At 56.0% G+C, this 14,881-nt stretch carries 13 protein-coding genes and 1 riboswitch; of the genes, 2 read left to right on the forward strand and 11 right to left on the reverse strand.

Features of this window, described 5'->3' with window-relative positions; genetic code table 11:
• Nucleotides 1-3: 3 nt before the first annotated feature.
• Genes EPE01S_RS03935 through EPE01S_RS03950 form a run of 4 tightly spaced genes read right to left on the reverse strand, consistent with a single transcriptional unit; the run spans nt 4 to nt 3,404 of the window.
• On the reverse strand, nt 4-708 hold the full coding sequence (locus EPE01S_RS03935; RefSeq protein WP_062743290.1) for an urea amidolyase associated protein UAAP1: 705 nt from the start codon (nt 706-708) through the stop codon (nt 4-6).
• Entirely contained in the window at nt 692-1,510 is an 819-nt protein-coding gene (locus EPE01S_RS03940; protein WP_062743291.1) for an ABC transporter ATP-binding protein, read from the reverse strand. Before EPE01S_RS03940 ends, EPE01S_RS03935 begins: the two co-directional genes overlap by 17 nt.
• Complete coding sequence (locus tag EPE01S_RS03945) at nt 1,507-2,322, reverse strand: ABC transporter permease (protein ID WP_062743292.1); 816 nt, start codon at nt 2,320-2,322, stop codon at nt 1,507-1,509. Before EPE01S_RS03945 ends, EPE01S_RS03940 begins: the two co-directional genes overlap by 4 nt.
• A gap of 23 nt (nt 2,323-2,345) precedes the next feature.
• Complete coding sequence (locus EPE01S_RS03950) at nt 2,346-3,404, reverse strand: putative urea ABC transporter substrate-binding protein (protein WP_062743293.1); 1,059 nt, start codon at nt 3,402-3,404, stop codon at nt 2,346-2,348.
• Nucleotides 3,405-3,459: 55 nt separating this feature from the next.
• A riboswitch (guanidine-I (ykkC/yxkD leader) is annotated at nt 3,460-3,558 on the reverse strand.
• A gap of 203 nt (nt 3,559-3,761) precedes the next feature.
• Between EPE01S_RS03950 and EPE01S_RS03955 the strand changes: the two genes are divergently transcribed.
• Nucleotides 3,762-5,036, forward strand: a complete 1,275-nt coding sequence (locus EPE01S_RS03955) for an MFS transporter (protein ID WP_062743294.1) — start codon at nt 3,762-3,764, stop codon at nt 5,034-5,036.
• A gap of 44 nt (nt 5,037-5,080) precedes the next feature.
• On the opposite strand, the gene EPE01S_RS03960 is transcribed toward EPE01S_RS03955, so the two are convergent.
• The 6 genes from EPE01S_RS03960 to EPE01S_RS03985 form a co-directional block, all read right to left on the reverse strand.
• Nucleotides 5,081-5,428 carry a hypothetical protein gene (locus EPE01S_RS03960; RefSeq protein WP_062743295.1) on the reverse strand — a complete coding sequence of 116 codons (348 nt, stop codon included), beginning with the start codon at nt 5,426-5,428 and terminating at the stop codon, nt 5,081-5,083.
• 100 nt (nt 5,429-5,528) lie between these two features.
• The gene (locus EPE01S_RS03965) at nt 5,529-6,158 is read right to left on the reverse strand and encodes a Rossmann-fold NAD(P)-binding domain-containing protein (protein ID WP_062743296.1); all 630 of its coding nucleotides are present in this window, start codon (nt 6,156-6,158) and stop codon (nt 5,529-5,531) included.
• 1 nt (nt 6,159) lies between these two features.
• Nucleotides 6,160-6,822 (reverse strand): SDR family oxidoreductase, encoded by a 663-nt coding sequence (locus tag EPE01S_RS03970; RefSeq protein ID WP_062743297.1) that lies wholly within the window; start codon nt 6,820-6,822, stop codon nt 6,160-6,162.
• Between the two features lie 353 nt (nt 6,823-7,175).
• Nucleotides 7,176-8,363, reverse strand: coding sequence for an aminotransferase-like domain-containing protein (locus EPE01S_RS03975; RefSeq protein WP_062743298.1), 1,188 nt, complete (start codon nt 8,361-8,363; stop codon nt 7,176-7,178).
• A 101-nt stretch (nt 8,364-8,464) separates the two neighbouring features.
• Complete coding sequence (locus EPE01S_RS03980; RefSeq protein ID WP_084344147.1) at nt 8,465-10,393, reverse strand: DUF262 domain-containing protein; 1,929 nt, start codon at nt 10,391-10,393, stop codon at nt 8,465-8,467.
• A complete protein-coding gene (locus EPE01S_RS03985; protein ID WP_062743300.1) occupies nt 10,393-11,721 on the reverse strand; it encodes a DUF262 domain-containing protein in 1,329 nt (442 codons plus the stop codon). Before EPE01S_RS03985 ends, EPE01S_RS03980 begins: the two co-directional genes overlap by 1 nt.
• 444 nt (nt 11,722-12,165) lie before the next feature.
• Here EPE01S_RS03985 and EPE01S_RS03990 point away from each other — a divergent pair, with 444 nt between their 5' ends.
• A complete protein-coding gene (locus EPE01S_RS03990) occupies nt 12,166-12,375 on the forward strand; it encodes a YdgH/BhsA/McbA-like domain containing protein (protein ID WP_062743301.1) in 210 nt (69 codons plus the stop codon).
• A 64-nt stretch (nt 12,376-12,439) separates the two neighbouring features.
• On the opposite strand, the gene EPE01S_RS03995 is transcribed toward EPE01S_RS03990, so the two are convergent.
• Nucleotides 12,440-14,401, reverse strand: a complete 1,962-nt coding sequence (locus EPE01S_RS03995) for a methyl-accepting chemotaxis protein (RefSeq protein WP_062743302.1) — start codon at nt 14,399-14,401, stop codon at nt 12,440-12,442.
• Between the last annotated feature and the right edge of the window lie 480 nt (nt 14,402-14,881).

The following is a 14,881-nucleotide window of genomic DNA, read 5'->3' on the forward strand; positions in this document are numbered from 1 at the left end:
TCCTTAAAGGGCAAAGCGCGTGATGTTGTCGAAGGCGCGCTGGTTTTCCGGGCGGGACGTTTTGCACCCTGCGGTCACCGCATCGCTGGCATCGTGCAGGCTTATCTGCACCGGGCGCGGGCGGTATGCCGGGTTCGGATCCATCGGGTGCGGCAGCGCGGTCAGTACCACCAGCACGTCCATCGGGGCATACAGTTCTACCGTGCTGCCCGGCGCGGAGTGACCGTCGTGGAAGGTGAAGGCGCCATGCGCATCAACGGTGACCTTGCTGAACAGATTGAGCACCATGTGCAGATCCTCCAGACCGAGGTTCCATTTGCCCATTTCCACCAGCAGGTTATCCAGCCCGTTGCGATGGAAGTCGTTGCGCCGCTCCTGATAGCGCCCCTGGCCGTATTTTTCTGCCGTTTCACTGGCGTTCAGCACGCCGCCGAAGCTGTCATGCCAGCCGCAGGTGTCGGTGACAATCGCCGCCAGCACGCGGCCCATATCAGAATAGAGACAGTGCCCGGCCGTCAGTCTGGCGGTGTGCTGCCCTTTCAGCGTGTCCGGCAGATTCAGCCGTTCGCTTTTCTCATGGGCGTTAAACAGCATCAGGCTGACGTTGGCCCCGCCGTCGGTATCAGTGAGGCGCAGAAGCTGGCCTTTTTTTATCACCAGCGAGGTGTGACCACCGCCGGGTAACGTTTCTTCACAGGGATGGGTCATGGGATATCTCCTGATTCAGGGAAAGGGTCGCCAGTGCCGGGTGTGGGATCACCGTACCGGGCGACTGACGCTGCCGCAGTCGGGTTTCATTCAGCGGCAGATCGTAGGTAATGCGGGCCCCCCAGGCGTTCGGCTCGTGCGGGTCAATACGCACTTTGTCGAACACCAGCAGCCGGGTACCGAGGTTGAACCCCTCTGACAGGTCGTGGGTGACCATAAACACCGTCAGCTGAGTTTCCTGCCACAGCGACAGCAGCAGCGCATGCATATCTTTGCGGATGCCGGGGTCGAGCGCGCCGAAGGGTTCGTCCAGCAGCAGGATGCGCGGTCGCATAATAAATGCCTGCGCAATCGCCAGCCGCTGCTGCATCCCGCCGGACAGCTGGGCAGGGTATTTTTCCAGAGCGTGACCTAATCCCACGCGCACCAGCATCTCCGCCGCCTGCTCGCGCGCCGCTTTTTTGCGCCGGCCAAAAAGACGCCCGATCAGCGGTGCCTGCGACAGTTCCAGACCGATGGCGACGTTATCCAACACGTTCAGATGCGGAAACACCGAGTAGCGCTGGAAGACCACGCCCCGGCTGGGGTCCGGTTCGGCCTTCAGCGGCTGCCCCTCCAGCAGAAGGCGGCCACGGCTGGGTTTTTCCTGCCCCAGCAGCAGGCGCAGAAAGGTGGATTTACCGCAGCCGGAAGCACCGACAAGGGTACAGAACTCCCCTTCACGGATGCTCAGGTTGAGGTTTTCCAGCACCACGTGGTTGCCGTACTCCTGCCACAGCTGTCTGACTTCGATAAAACTCATGATTTTTCTCCCTGAGCCCAGGGGAAGCACAGCCGGTTAAGGCGGCGCAGCCCGAGATCCATCAGCCAGGCCAGCAGCGTGATCCAGATGACGTACGGCAGGATCACGTCCATCGCCATATAGCGGCGCACCAGAAAGATGCGGTACCCCAGTCCGGCGGTGGCAGAGATCGCTTCGGCGGAGATCAGAAACAGCCAGGCGGAGCCCAGCAGCAGGCGCAGCGAGGTCAGCAGCCGGGTCAGTAACTGCGGTAACACCACCCGCAGTACCACCGTCCAACTGCTGGCACCGAGGGTCTGTGCCTTGATCAGGATCTCTGTCGGGATCTCCCGCGCCCGCTGCTCCAGGTCACGTGCCAGCACCGGCGTGATGCCAATGACGATCAGCATGATTTTCGACAGCTCATCCAGTCCGAAGACGATAAACAGCACCGGGAGAATGGCCAGCGGCGGCACCATGGAAACCACCGTCATAAACGACGACAGCGGCGATCGCCACAGCGGAAAAACCCCGGAGGCAATGCCGAAGACCAGCCCCAGAACGGAAGCGATCCCCAGCCCGATCAACAGCCGGCCCAGGCTGACGGCAGTATCCATCCACAGCAGATAGTCGCCGCTGCGTTTATCCGGTGTGAACGCCATACGCTGTACCGCATCAATCATCTGCCCCAGCCCGGGCAGCAGCTTGTCGTGCGGATTGGCGTCCAGCCGCACTGCCGAGCCGATAAAGTACGCCGCGATGACCAGCACGAACGGCAGCAGGACCAGCATCACGTGCATGCCCCGGTCAGGGTGTCGGTTAATTTGCCGCATGGTGCAGGCTCCTCAGGGATGAATTACAGGGTGCCGGCCGCCGCCATTTTCAGGTAGCTGTCGTCAAAGCGCAGTTTGATGTTGCCGCTGTCGCCCTGCGTGACGTTGCCGGGGAAGCTCATGCCAATAAAGTCAGCGCTCTGTGCGCCGTCACCGAGCAGCCCTTTTTCAAAAGAGAAGTCCGCCACGCGCTGCATGGTTTTCGCCAGCGCTGCGCCACTGACAAACGCAAGATTATCGGCCGGGGTGTAAAACAGGTGGGTGGTTTTTAACTGCGCCTGGTAGCCGCTGAGGTCAGTGCCGGAGGCAGAAGCCATGGCACTGAGCGCGGCGTGATCGCCCGCTTTCATCTGCGCCATCATTTCATACCACGCGCCGGTCAGGGCTTTACCGAGGGCCGGGTTATCTTTCAGCACCGCGCTGTTGACCACCATCATGTCGATCAGCTCGCCGGGCACCTGGGAAGACTCAAAGACCTCGGTGGTATCGGGGGTGTTTTTGATCACCGACAGCTGCGGATTCCAGGCCACGGCGGCCTGCACGCTGTTGGTGGCAAAGGCAGAGACAATATCGGCATCCGAGGTGTTTACTACGGTGACATCTTTTTCCTGCAACCCGGCTTTTTCCAGCCCGCGCACCAGCAGATAGTGGGACACCGACAGCGCCGGCAGGTAGACTTTCATTCCTTTCAGATCCTTCAGGGTTTTACCTTTTCCCTTCAGTACCACGCCGTCGTTGCCTTCGGAATAGCTGCCGAGGATCAGCGCGGTAGAATCCACGCCCCCGGCCGCCGGAATGGTCAGCGCATCCATATTGGTCATGGTACAGCCGTCAAACTGGCCGGCGGTGTACTGGTTAATGGATTCGATATAGTCATTAAGCTGGGTGACGTGAATTTTAATGCCGTATCTGGCCGCCCATTTGTCGATGATGCCGGCGCTGGCAATCTGGCCCCAGGGCATCCATCCGGCATAAATGGTCCAGCAGACGTTAAATTCTTTTTTTGCGGCGGCCTGGGAAGGCAGGCTGAGCAGCGCCGTCGCGCTGAGAAGGCAAATGCTGAGGATGCGGGCAAGTTTCATTGTAACCTCGGTGTTGGCGGAAAATACGGGGCAGCGCGACACCAGAGGTGTTGCTGTCTCCCGGGCTTTTATCCCGCCGTGTAACCCCAACCGAGGTCGCCAGCTCTCGGACCAGTCATCCACCGTGTGGACCGGAACCCTAGCCTGCTATTGTGATCAGTTATCGGTGTAACGCTGCTGCTGTCAGTAACAGAGCAAAAGTTGTGCCAGAATGCTTTTAGCAGTAAAACAGTGAGTTACCGTTAACGCTTTGCGTAAAACGATCGTCGATGGGGCATCATTTTCTGGCAGAGTGCATCAGAAGTGTGCAGTGTGGAAATAAACGCCCGTCTCATCTTACCTGCAGGCCGGAGAACCATGACACAGTCTCAACAGTTACGAAAAAAAGCGCTGATTGCCGGTGCCGTCGGCAACTTTATTGAGTGGTATGAATTCGCGGTTTACGGTTTTCTTGCCACGGTCATTGCCCGCAACTTTTTCACCCTGCAGGGCGAATCAGCCCTGACGGGCATTATCCTGACCTGGGCCGCCTTCGCCATTGCCTTTTTCTTCCGCCCGCTGGGCGCGATGGTGTTTGGCCGTATCGGTGACAGGATAGGCCGCAAGCCCACGCTGGTGGCGGTGCTGATCCTGATGACGCTGACCACCGCGGCGATTGGTCTGGTACCGGTTTATGCCTCTATCGGCCTGGCCGCCCCGCTGATCCTCACTCTGCTGCGCATTCTTCAGGGGCTGTTTGCCGGCGGGGAGTACGGCGGTGCGGTTTCCCTGATGACCGAGTTCGCCCCGAAAGGCAAACGCGGCCTGTATGGCGCCTGGCAGTCGCTGACTGTCGCCTTTGGCCTGCTGGCCGGGGCGGCGATGGTCGCGGTGCTGACAGCGACCCTGAGCGACGAGGCGCTGCATAGCTGGGGCTGGCGAATACCTTTTCTGACGGCGCTGCCGCTGGGCCTGGTGGCCCTGTGGCTGCGTATGCAGCTGGAAGAAACCCCGACCTTTAATCAGGCAAAAACGCAGCCTGATGCGCCGCGCGGCGGGCTGGTGTTCCGGGTGATCCTGCTGGGCATTGGCCGGGTGATGGTCTGGTCGGCGGCGGGGTATACCTATCTGGTGGTGATGCCGACCTACTTACAGTCGGTGCTGCACACCGGGCTGAACCAGGCGCTGGTGATTGCCGTGCTCTCAAATGTGGGCTTTGCCCTCACCATCCTGCCTGCGGGGATGCTCAGCGACCGCCTCGGCCGCCGTAACGTGATGGTATTTGCCAGCGTGATGCTGCTGATCTTTGCCTGGCCGCTGCTGAAGGTGCTGCAGATGCCCGACATCAGTTTGCTGGTGAAGTGCCTGGTGGTGATGTTTGCGGGAGGGCTGGTGGGCCTGCTGGCCGGCCCGGGGCCCGCCATGTTGTCTGAGATGTTCCCCACTCACGTTCGCTATACCGGGCTGGGGCTGGCCTATTCCCTTTCTAACGCCCTGTTCTCTGGCTGCGCAGGGTTAATTATCAGCGGGCTGATCAAACAAACCGGTAATAATGATATTCCGGCGTTTTACGTGATGGCGACCGCCGTTGTCAGCATCGCCGCCCTGATGACGCTGCGGGCTGACGACCACCGCCGGTCGCTGGATGAGTGATGGCAGCCGTTCGTTCAGGCAGGCTCTGGCGAACGGCAACATCATTACACCTTTAACCGCCACCGGAGTGCCGTTAACAGCAGAGCGCTGCCAAGGGTGCAGGCGGCCATGCCGAGCACCCGCAGCGGATGATAGGGAAACCACAAGAAAAAGAGGACACTGAGAACGGATACACAGACCACACTGCCCCAGCGCCAGGGAACAAAAGCCATTATCAGCAATGCCGGGCAGGCAAGGTAATAAAAATAAAAAGAGACAAACATTAATCCCACGCTGCGGTGAGAAACGATCTGATAATGGCTGGCATACCCCATATGTAATGTCTGATAGCCCGCCACCATTAGCACCGCACAGGCAATAAACAGCCCCACCCTGATCGCATGACGTTTCATGACGTAATCCATTTTTCATTCACTGCCGTCAACGCCAGCCGCCGACAGACACCGTGCCGGATTATGCCGGACTTTACCCGGCGAGATCACGCCTGTTTTTTTAACTCAGCGCCGCCGCCGGGACAATATGCTGCCCCGGCGGTGCGTTCAGCGCAGAGACCAGCAGCGCCCGGGCAATATTTTCCGCCGGGTTAAGCCGCAGGCTTTTGGGCAGGACAGGCCCCGCCACGCTCAGTATGCGCATCATCAGCGATTCCACCGGACGCGGCGCCTGACGCTCACCGCCAATCAGGCCCGGCCGAACCAGCGTCAGCGAGGCAAACCCCAACCGGGCCAGATCGCGCTCCAGCTCACCCTTAACCCGGTTGTAGAAAAAGCGCGAGTCCACACGGGCGCCAGCCGCAGAGTTCAGCACGCAGGTCGCGGTGCCCTGCGCTCTGACCCGCCGGGCGAAGGCCAGCGGATAGTGATAGTCGACGCGTGTAAACGCTTCACGGCTTTTAGCCTGCTTCATAGTGGTGCCGAGCGTACAAATCATCGCATCAACCTGCCACCAGTCCGCCGCCTCGGGTAAATGGTCGAAATCCACGACCGGGGCCAGCAGCCTGGGGTGCGCCGGCAGCGTGCGCCGCACCGGGGCCACCACCGAGGTGACCCGGGCATCCGCCAGCGCCAGCCGCAACAGGTGCCCGCCCACCAGTCCACTGGCCCCGACCAGCAGCAGTTTCATCTCAGGCTCTCCCGGCGAACTGGCCAATCGCCTGCACCACCGGGGTGCTGCCATCGGTCAGTTCGATGATTTTGTGCGTCACCTGCGGTTGTCCGACCAGGGTTGCCAGGGCGGCAGCAACGTTATCACGAGAAATGTTGCCATAGGGGATGGCCAGTCCGGCGGTGACGTTGCCGTTGCCGGCATCGTCCACCAGCGTGCCGGGGCGCAGGATCACCCAGTCCAGATCGCTGGCAGCCAGATGCACATCGGCCTGCTTCTTCACCGCCATATAGTTTTCAAAGGTGTCCGACCCGGCTTTACCCCGCCCGGCTTCCGGGAAGGCAGACACCAGCAGAAAACGTGCAACACCAGCCCGGGTGGCCGCGGCGACCGCCAGTTCCAGCCCTTTTCCATCAATGGCATTGGTGGTTTCCATACCGCCTTTGCCGCCCGCACCGGCGGTGAAGACCACACAGTCGCAGCCGCGCATCAGCCCGGCAAAGTCAGTCACGCTCAGGGCCGTCAGATCTCCCTGCACGGTATCCGCGCCCAGACTTTTCAGTTGCTCACCCTGTTCGCTATGACGATGAAGCCCCACCGGCCGATGGCCCTGCTCTGCCAGCTGGCTCACCAGACGGCGGCCAATCTGGCCCGCTGCACCAATAATAAAAACCTTACTCATCACGATCTCCGGAAAATGAACCTGTCTTACATCTTAGCTTATTCACTGTGACCCGCCTCGCAGTTCGGGGCAATGTAAGCTGGAATGTATCGGCGGTCGGCGCTCTGGGTGCCGCAGGATGGAGTGGTGATCGGATTTGATGGCACCGGGGGTACAGGATCTTGCCACCGCTGTCGATAGTTGAGCCGAGGTCGCAGGAGATTAGACGCGAGGCAGTGAGCCTGCTGCTGAAGAAGATGAATGACCCACTGAGTACAGCGCAGAAACCCACTTTACAGTGGCGCTATGTGACTTCCAGATAACAGATGAAAAATAAGGCGGCACCGAAACCCGTCCGGCGCCGCTGAGGCAGGTCAGAGGTGTTTTTTCAGCAGTTCGGCCAGCGCCGTCATGCCCCTGATGATTTTTTCATCACCGTGGGTGGAGTAGCTGAAGCGGGCAAAGTTGTCGCGCTGCACGGTCGGGAAGAAGGTGGCACCCGGCACCCAGACCACTTTCGCCTCTGGCACCGCATGCTCCAGCATAAATTTCGCCGTATCAAAACCTTCCGGGAACTCCATCCAGGTAAACAGGCCACCGTCAGGATCGGTCCAGCTGATCCCCTGCGGGAATTCGCTTCTGACCACCGACAGCATGGTTTCTTTCTTACGCAGATACTGCGCCTTGATGGTCTGGATATGATCGTCGATATTGTGCCTTTCCAGATACATCGAGACTGCAGCCATGTTCAGGGTGCTGCACTGCGTATCCGCCGCCAGCTTCAGCAGGCCCAGCTTCTCGGTGATTTCAGCAGAGGCCACTGACCAGCCAAGGCGCAGGCCCGGGGCGAGGATTTTGGAGAAGCTGCCGAAGTAAATCACCCGTCCTTGCGTATCCATGCTTTTCAGCGTGGGCACTTTATCCCCCTGATAGCGGACTTCGCGGTACGGCGAGTCTTCCAGAATAATAAAGTCATACTGGTTGGCCAGCTGGATCAGATGCTGTCGACGCGCCAGCGACAGCGTTATTCCGGTTGGGTTATGGAAGTCCGGGACGGTATACAGCAGCTTAATGCGCTGCCCCTCTTTCAGCTTCTGCTCCAGTACGTCGGTCATCAGCCCCTGCTCGTCCATCGGGATCGCCAGATAGCCCGGCTGGCAGGTATTAAAGGCGATCAACGCGCCGAGAAAGGTCGGGGCTTCGGTGGCGATCAGGTCACCGGGGTTGATCAGCAGCCTGGCCGCCAGATCGAGCCCCTGCTGGCTGCCCTGCAGGATCAGCACCTGATCTTCTTCACAGACGATACCGTCCGCGGCCATACGCTGCGCGATTTGCTGGCGCAGCTTCGGCATCCCGGTGGAATGAGTATATTGCAGCGAGACTTCACCAGGGCCTGCAAGCAGCTCGCCAAAAATAGCCTGAAGTTCCCGCGCCGGAAACAGGCTGGAATCCGGATAACCGCCGCCGAAGGAAATAATCGTGGGATCTGCACCGAACTGCAGGAGTTGCCTGATGGCCGAAGGCTTCACACCCTCCATTCTGTCCGCGTAACGCGTGGTCATGTTCCGTATTCTCTTTAAGGGTATTGGGCTGGAATAACGTTATGAGAAATCAGTATAAGCTGTCAATTAATTAACTTTTTATTTCAGTTTGATGGCGTTTTTTAACCTTCACACAGGATCCTGATCATCGCATCTTGATGCTTAGCGATCGACTCTGGATGTTCTGGCCCCCACTGCGGATAACTCATCATCAACACCTGCTTCAGGCTCTCGGCATTTTTAGACTGACGGTAGTGCTCTTTTTTCGCATTCGGAAGATAGTTGCTCAATTTCGAGTTGGTGCTCCGGCTAATAAGGCAAAGGTTGCCAAAACTGTCCACACCTTCGGGAAGACGTTTACTCGCCTTCAGCGGTTGGCCGCTCAAAGGGTTGCGAGGGTAGTAATGTTCCACCGAAGTACGAAAAGTGAAAGAGAACTTCTTAAAACGTGGGAGAACATAGTGCATATTCCCACATTCGGGCATTTCCCCCTCAGTCAGCCTTCGCCACAAGAGGTAGTCCAGCCTGTTAAAGATAAAGTTGGGGATATGGGTATGCTGCCTTAGCACCTGAGTATCCAGTTCTGCGGGAACCATCGCCTCCTTGTAAATGATTTCATAGAAATCGAGCGGATCACCAGTGCGCGTGACGCCATAGCGGCCAAAAAAGATACGGTTGCTGAGATTTTCAAGAAACTCCAGATAACGGGTATCATCAATTTCTCCCTCTTCATCCCAGCATGATACCAAATAGTAAAGGGCTGCATTGAGCCAGTGCTTATAAACCTGAGCAGGGAATGAAACGTGCAGCATGGCCAACAGCATCGTTAATTGCTTATTTAGCTTGTCATTTTTGCTACTGTTCACGTAATTGAAATTATTCTGCTCGTTCAAATAACGTTTTAACGTTTTCAGGCTCCAATCCTCATCGTTTTCGCGCTTGATAATGTAGCGGTCAAACAGGATTCGAGCCTGAAGAAGAGAAACAATAAACCATTCAGGATCGTCATACTCGCCGATCATGAATTCATTGAATGATTCCAGCAGGCGCTTATCATCCAGTGGAACGTCTTTTTCCGTCATCAGGCGCAACACATGTAACAGAAAATTGGGAAACGTAATAATGGTGCTGAAGGTTCCATTTTGTTCAGCCACCATCGATGAGACTGTTTTAAATCGCGGTGTCGCGATGATTTGTGCTAAAGTCTGTTCTTTATCTATTTGATTTTTTTTGGCTAAGACCTCACTTAGCTGGTCGAAGTCATCTGGAATTTTATCCCATTTTTTACCAAAGACCTCATTTCTCACGCGGGTGTCTATACCCATTTGTACATAGCGATTCATATCGGCGCAGGCTTCCCACACACAGGCAAACGCATGACGTTGTTTGTCGCTCTCCAGCTTTTCCATCAACCGTGCCTTCAGCACTTCGTGCTTTTCTAACTGTTCACCACGGTTATTCATGATTTCAAAGTAGTGGTTAAGCTCGGTATCAGCTGGGACGACAACGCGTAAGATTTTTACTCGTTGCAACAGATAACGGGTAAAAATACCTACAGTGGTCCGTTTTTTGAAGGAGGCAAGTGTCCTGTTCACTACCTCATACGCTGCAATAATATTGCGTTCTTCTGGTTCATCACTTTTACGTCCAGGATCAGTAAATAACTTCCTTAAAGTCCTGTCGGACACTTTTCGACTGTCGAAACCCAGATTACTGTGATCAATGCCGTTAATGGCCTGACTGTACTCATTTTTTAGCACCGACAGCAAAATGCTTAAGGTCGTATGACGCTGCTGGCCATCAATGGTTTCGAAGTAACCATCAGCGCGGCGATAGACAACCAGACTGCCTATATAATAATCTTCGGTTTTTTTCAGCATTGCTACATCCATGACGTCCTGAATGAGCTGAATAATCTCCGCCTCTCCCCACGCGTAATTTCGCTGATAAGCAGGAATGGTATAGTGATCACTCTGGAATAGTTGCGCCACCGATAACTCGCGGAGATCGTCATGTTCTGTTAGTCGTTGACCAGTCATTTTTATTGCCATTAGTTTACGTACCCTTGCTGCCGAAATTGCTCAATTAACCCGTCAATATGGGTTCCTTTAATCTCATGCTCTTCCACCGGAGCAATGGGAAAAGCCAGAACGGCAAGCGGGGTTAAAGCACAGGCGATAACTTGCAACACCCCCCCCTGCTCCCTGCCAACATTATCTATGGATTCAATGACCACACGCTGCTGCAGCAGGCGAATGCGATAACTCCACAAAAAACATAACATGGCAGCCTTTTCCAGGTGTGCATCACCAAAGCGATCGTAATAGAACATCACCGAACAAAAGAACAAATTACGGACATAATGGTCACCGCGACGGCTACGGCCCGTATAAGTATTTAGGGTATTGATCAGTTCCCTTATTTGCGGTTTATCATCAATAAACAAGGACTGATACATATCGGTGTAATACTGAATATATTCAAAAAAGCGTTGTCCATTTATCAGTACCTGACCAACCTGAAAGGGATAACTCATATGCTGCCGATCCCATTGCCTTACCGGGTCGTGGTTATAATGATTAACATGATAATCAATGGCGCGCATAGAGGCAGCAAAAGGATAGTCGTGGGCGTTCAAATTAACGCCTTTGAACACATCCAGATTATGCCGGGTAAAAAACTGACCTGGCTGGCCTTGAGACCATCTGCGCAGTCGATACAGGTAGTTACTCATAATAACCTGAACCGAGGGTGGGCTAGTTGTATTTTCAGGGTCTGGGTCAACGCCGTTCTCCCAACGTGCCACGCAAAGAGCACGTTCCACATCGCTGTTTTGTTCCATTTCCCGCAAATGAAAAGCTTTGAGCAAGTCATGAGGTTCAAGTGACTTTCCGCGGGCATTTTGAGAGTCAAAAAACTGGAATGCCTCACTCAGGCTATTCAGGATCACTACGATAAGTTCACATTTATGTAGCAGAAAATGCAGCAACTCTTCTCGATCGGCATTTGACAGCGCCTGGATCCGACTGAGAACCAGCGCAGCGTTATGTTGCAGATTTTCCACCGTGACGGGATAAGTAAACGAGTGATTAAGCAATTCAGCACTGAACTGTTGCTGACGACCTAATAGCTTACAAATTAGGGTCAGGGTAATTAATCGCTGCTGTCCATCGACAATACTCAACGTACGCTGCTTTTCTTGATGCAGAACTACCGTGCCCAGACGATAGCTTTGTTTCTCGCGATGATGAATCACATCATCCAGCAGTTGATTAACTTGAGCAGCCTGCCATTTATAGGGCCGTTGATAGTTGGGAATACTGAGTGACTGGCTTAATAAATCTTTGACTGACAGAATATCTTTACGGGTAATTGCCATGGCTAACGACGCCTCTCCCTGTGTGCCGGTAAAAGTCTGGTTGTCCCTGAATTAGAGGTTCATCCGGTGCGTAAGGATATTCTATCGTCCAAAAGCACTGAAACTGTAATGAAAGTTGTTCTGAAGCCCGCCAACCCCGCCGCGCAATTCACCCGCGTATCCAGTTGCACAAGCGTGCTTGAAATCATCATTGCGACCCTATCAATGCGCCGGGTGCTGCGACAGCCAAAGCTGGCAGGACAAAGCCTTTTATTTCGCCTGACGCGGCCAGAGAAATCGCGGACATCAGGGTGGTTTTTGTGAGATATGTCACACCCTTTTTATTCAACTATTTTGAACATTATTGGCAATTTATTCCGCTATCAGTTGATTATTAGCAGGCGTAGTATTTATCACATCAAGGCGACACGCCTTATCTTATAAAAATACCCTGAGGAATACATTATGAAAACCATCAAAACTTTCGTCGCTGTTGCTGCTCTGTCTCTGATCTCTTTCGGCAGCTTTGCCCAGAGCGTGACTGCGACGGCCTCTACGCTGTCCGCAGCAGAAGCGCAGATTGCCGCGCAGGCTCAGCAGGCAGGTAGCAGCTACAAAATCACCGAGGCCAACTTTAACAACGGCGTGCACATGACCGCTGAACTGATTAAATAAGTGGCATTCTGATTTAAAAAAAAGCCCCGAAAGGGGCTTTTTTATTGACGTTAAAAAGACAGCGTCACGACTCCGACGCCACCAGTTTTTGTAATACCTCCAGCTGCACCACCGCCTCCTGCATCGCATCCATACCGCTGGTCATCTCATTCAGCTTATCGAGATTGTCACTGATGCTTTTTCGTTCATGCGCCGTCTGGCTGCTCATCGCCGCGATGGCGTTGGCCGCATCAATGCTCTCCTGCGCCATCTGGCGGGCGCTTTCCACGGTGTCGACCGCGACCTTACGAATGTTCAGGATCGTGCTGACCGCGTCGCGGATGCTGTGCGACGTTGCCTCTGCCTGATCTTTCGAAGACTGCGCCAGCCGCCGAACTTCGCTGGCGACCACCGCAAAACCGCGACCGGCCTCTCCGGCGCGGGCAGCCTCTACCGCCGCGTTGAGCGCAAGAATATTAGTCTGGAAGGCGATATTACTGATGCCGCTGTTGATGGTGGTGATCCCGGCGGAGATGGTTTCTAACTCATCCAGCCCGGCACTGAGCTGATGCTGAGCCTGCTGGCTGTGCAAGGCCGCGTCGCTGATGGAGCGGATATTGCTCTCCGCCGCCGTCAGCGCCTCGCTCTGACTGCGGGTCGCATTCTCCAGCAGTGGCAGCGACTGCATCAGGGGATCCAGCTTTTGCTGGTACGCCACAACCTGATTAACAATCCGGGTTTGCAGGGCATTCAGCGCCTCCCAGCGACGCAGCGCCCGCTGGGCGTAATGGCTGGCGTAAGCGGCATACTGCACCGGAAAATCCTGCATCGCATCGCAGGGCTGGTTGAAAAAGGCCAGCGCCGAGAGCGTCTGATTGATCGGCACCCCGAGAATTTCACCAAAGCTGGAGAACCCGGCCGACGGGATAGCCGTAAAAAAGTGTGCCTGCGGCAGACGGGCCTGATTGCCGACCCGGCGCAGCACGCAGTCGTTCAGCAGCAGCGCCGCCGGCTGGCCGTAGCGCCCGGTAAATGCCTCCCAGTCCGTGCGGGTGGCGGCGGCAAAGTCGGTCTCCTGCAGCAGGTGCAGACGGTCGCCAAATTCCAGATCGCAGAAAAACTGCAGCCGGTCAGAATGGAAGGTTGCCACTGAGCGGATAAAGTACTCCTCCCCGACTTTCACCGCAAAGGTCAGGCCTGCAAGACGGGCCTGCAAACCGGACGGTGTGCACTGCAGGTGCGAACAGAGCGCTTCAATCACATTATGCTGGCGACCGCTGGCGTCGAATAGTGACGTGACAGTACGTGCCACCGGATCCGCATCGGCCACCAGCCAGCTCTGCGCCGTGGGCGCAAAGTTCTGGCTTTTAAACGGCGCAAAGGACTTGCCTTCCGCCATCTGGCAAAAGACGATCACTGCCTTGCCCTGCAGGATCCGCCCTCCACTGCCGATCCAGGTGCCGTCAAAGTCCAGCGTGCCGCCGGCAGAACCGCCAATTGCCAGGCACGGAAAACGTCCGCTGGCATACCAGGCCTGCATCAGAAAGCCTTCGGAGGCGGATAAGCCGTCACAGAAAATCAGCGCAAAGGTGCGCCCGGCCGACAACGGCATTTTGACGGTCATCCGTTCCAGCTCACGCTGGATAGCATCCACGCGCTGCCGGGCCGTCCGGGTATCCTGCACGTGCAGGTCGATCTCATGCACTTCATGACGGGCGACCAGGCTCTCCGGCAGCCACAGCCAGCTTCCCTGCTGACCTGCGCCATCGCAATAGGTACTGTGCCCGCGGCCGCTGCACAGTGCACCGTTTGAAGAAAGGGTCAGCACGCTGCGGCGCGAACTGTTCAGGCTCTGCCAGGCCTGGCTTACGCGGCTGAATTCAGCCTCAGGGGGAACAAAACTCAGCAGCAGCCCGGCGCTGTGGCGGCTTAAACCCAGCGCGTTCATGCTGGCGGGCGGCTGGCGGGCGTCAAAGACACCGGCACGCGGCTGACGACCGCTCCGTTTTAGCCGGGCGGCTGTGTTCCAGAAAGAAGAATGACTCATTATTGCCTACTCAGGGACGAAAGAGGGGTGACTGGTCTGTGCAATCCATTAGCGATGAAGCGGCCGGAGGAGAAGAGGCCCCCCGCCGCTGTGCACTGGTTATCGGCACGGGCAGCGAAAGCCTTAACAGGGGTTGAGCACCCGAACCGCCCCCGTGCCGGCCCGCTGTTTTTATTGTTCTTTTCGGTACCTCAATAACGCCATCAGGAATGGCCAGTGCCAGCCTTCCCCTTCCTTTTCCAGGCGAAGATAGCCAGGGAATGGCAGCCAGTACGTTAAAGAATATGTCCCCCCTGTCGAGATCAATTGGCTCAGGAGAGGCGCAGCATGAGGCCATGCTTTATCAGGTCGCCAGACGGACTTTTCTGCACCAGAATAAACAGGGAGATGTGAAATGACGGCGGAGAATGATGATGAGAATAACGATCCTGTTACTGCTTACCTGCCTTTTACCCCAGACACACGCGGCGGCGGACAGCA

The organism is Erwinia persicina NBRC 102418, assembly GCF_001571305.1.
Taxonomy (GTDB): Bacteria; Pseudomonadota; Gammaproteobacteria; order Enterobacterales; family Enterobacteriaceae; genus Erwinia; species Erwinia persicina.

Excerpts from the sequence above, each read along its gene's own strand:
- EPE01S_RS03975 (WP_062743298.1), bottom strand. The coding sequence starts at position 8,363 with ATGACCACGCGTTACGCGGACAGAATGGAGGGTGTGAAGCCTTCGGCC.
- EPE01S_RS03995 (WP_062743302.1), bottom strand. The coding sequence starts at position 14,401 with ATGAGTCATTCTTCTTTCTGGAACACAGCCGCCCGGCTAAAACGGAGC.
- EPE01S_RS03965 (WP_062743296.1), bottom strand. The coding sequence starts at position 6,158 with ATGAAACTGCTGCTGGTCGGGGCCAGTGGACTGGTGGGCGGGCACCTG.
- EPE01S_RS03940 (WP_062743291.1), bottom strand. The coding sequence starts at position 1,510 with ATGAGTTTTATCGAAGTCAGACAGCTGTGGCAGGAGTACGGCAACCAC.
- EPE01S_RS03945 (WP_062743292.1), bottom strand. The coding sequence starts at position 2,322 with ATGCGGCAAATTAACCGACACCCTGACCGGGGCATGCACGTGATGCTG.
- EPE01S_RS03985 (WP_062743300.1), bottom strand. The coding sequence starts at position 11,721 with ATGGCAATTACCCGTAAAGATATTCTGTCAGTCAAAGATTTATTAAGC.
- EPE01S_RS03980 (WP_084344147.1), bottom strand. The coding sequence starts at position 10,393 with ATGGCAATAAAAATGACTGGTCAACGACTAACAGAACATGACGATCTC.
- EPE01S_RS03960 (WP_062743295.1), bottom strand. The coding sequence starts at position 5,428 with ATGAAACGTCATGCGATCAGGGTGGGGCTGTTTATTGCCTGTGCGGTG.
- EPE01S_RS03950 (WP_062743293.1), bottom strand. The coding sequence starts at position 3,404 with ATGAAACTTGCCCGCATCCTCAGCATTTGCCTTCTCAGCGCGACGGCG.
- EPE01S_RS03970 (WP_062743297.1), bottom strand. The coding sequence starts at position 6,822 with ATGAGTAAGGTTTTTATTATTGGTGCAGCGGGCCAGATTGGCCGCCGT.
- EPE01S_RS03955 (WP_062743294.1), top strand. The coding sequence starts at position 3,762 with ATGACACAGTCTCAACAGTTACGAAAAAAAGCGCTGATTGCCGGTGCC.
- EPE01S_RS03990 (WP_062743301.1), top strand. The coding sequence starts at position 12,166 with ATGAAAACCATCAAAACTTTCGTCGCTGTTGCTGCTCTGTCTCTGATC.
- EPE01S_RS03935 (WP_062743290.1), bottom strand. The coding sequence starts at position 708 with ATGACCCATCCCTGTGAAGAAACGTTACCCGGCGGTGGTCACACCTCG.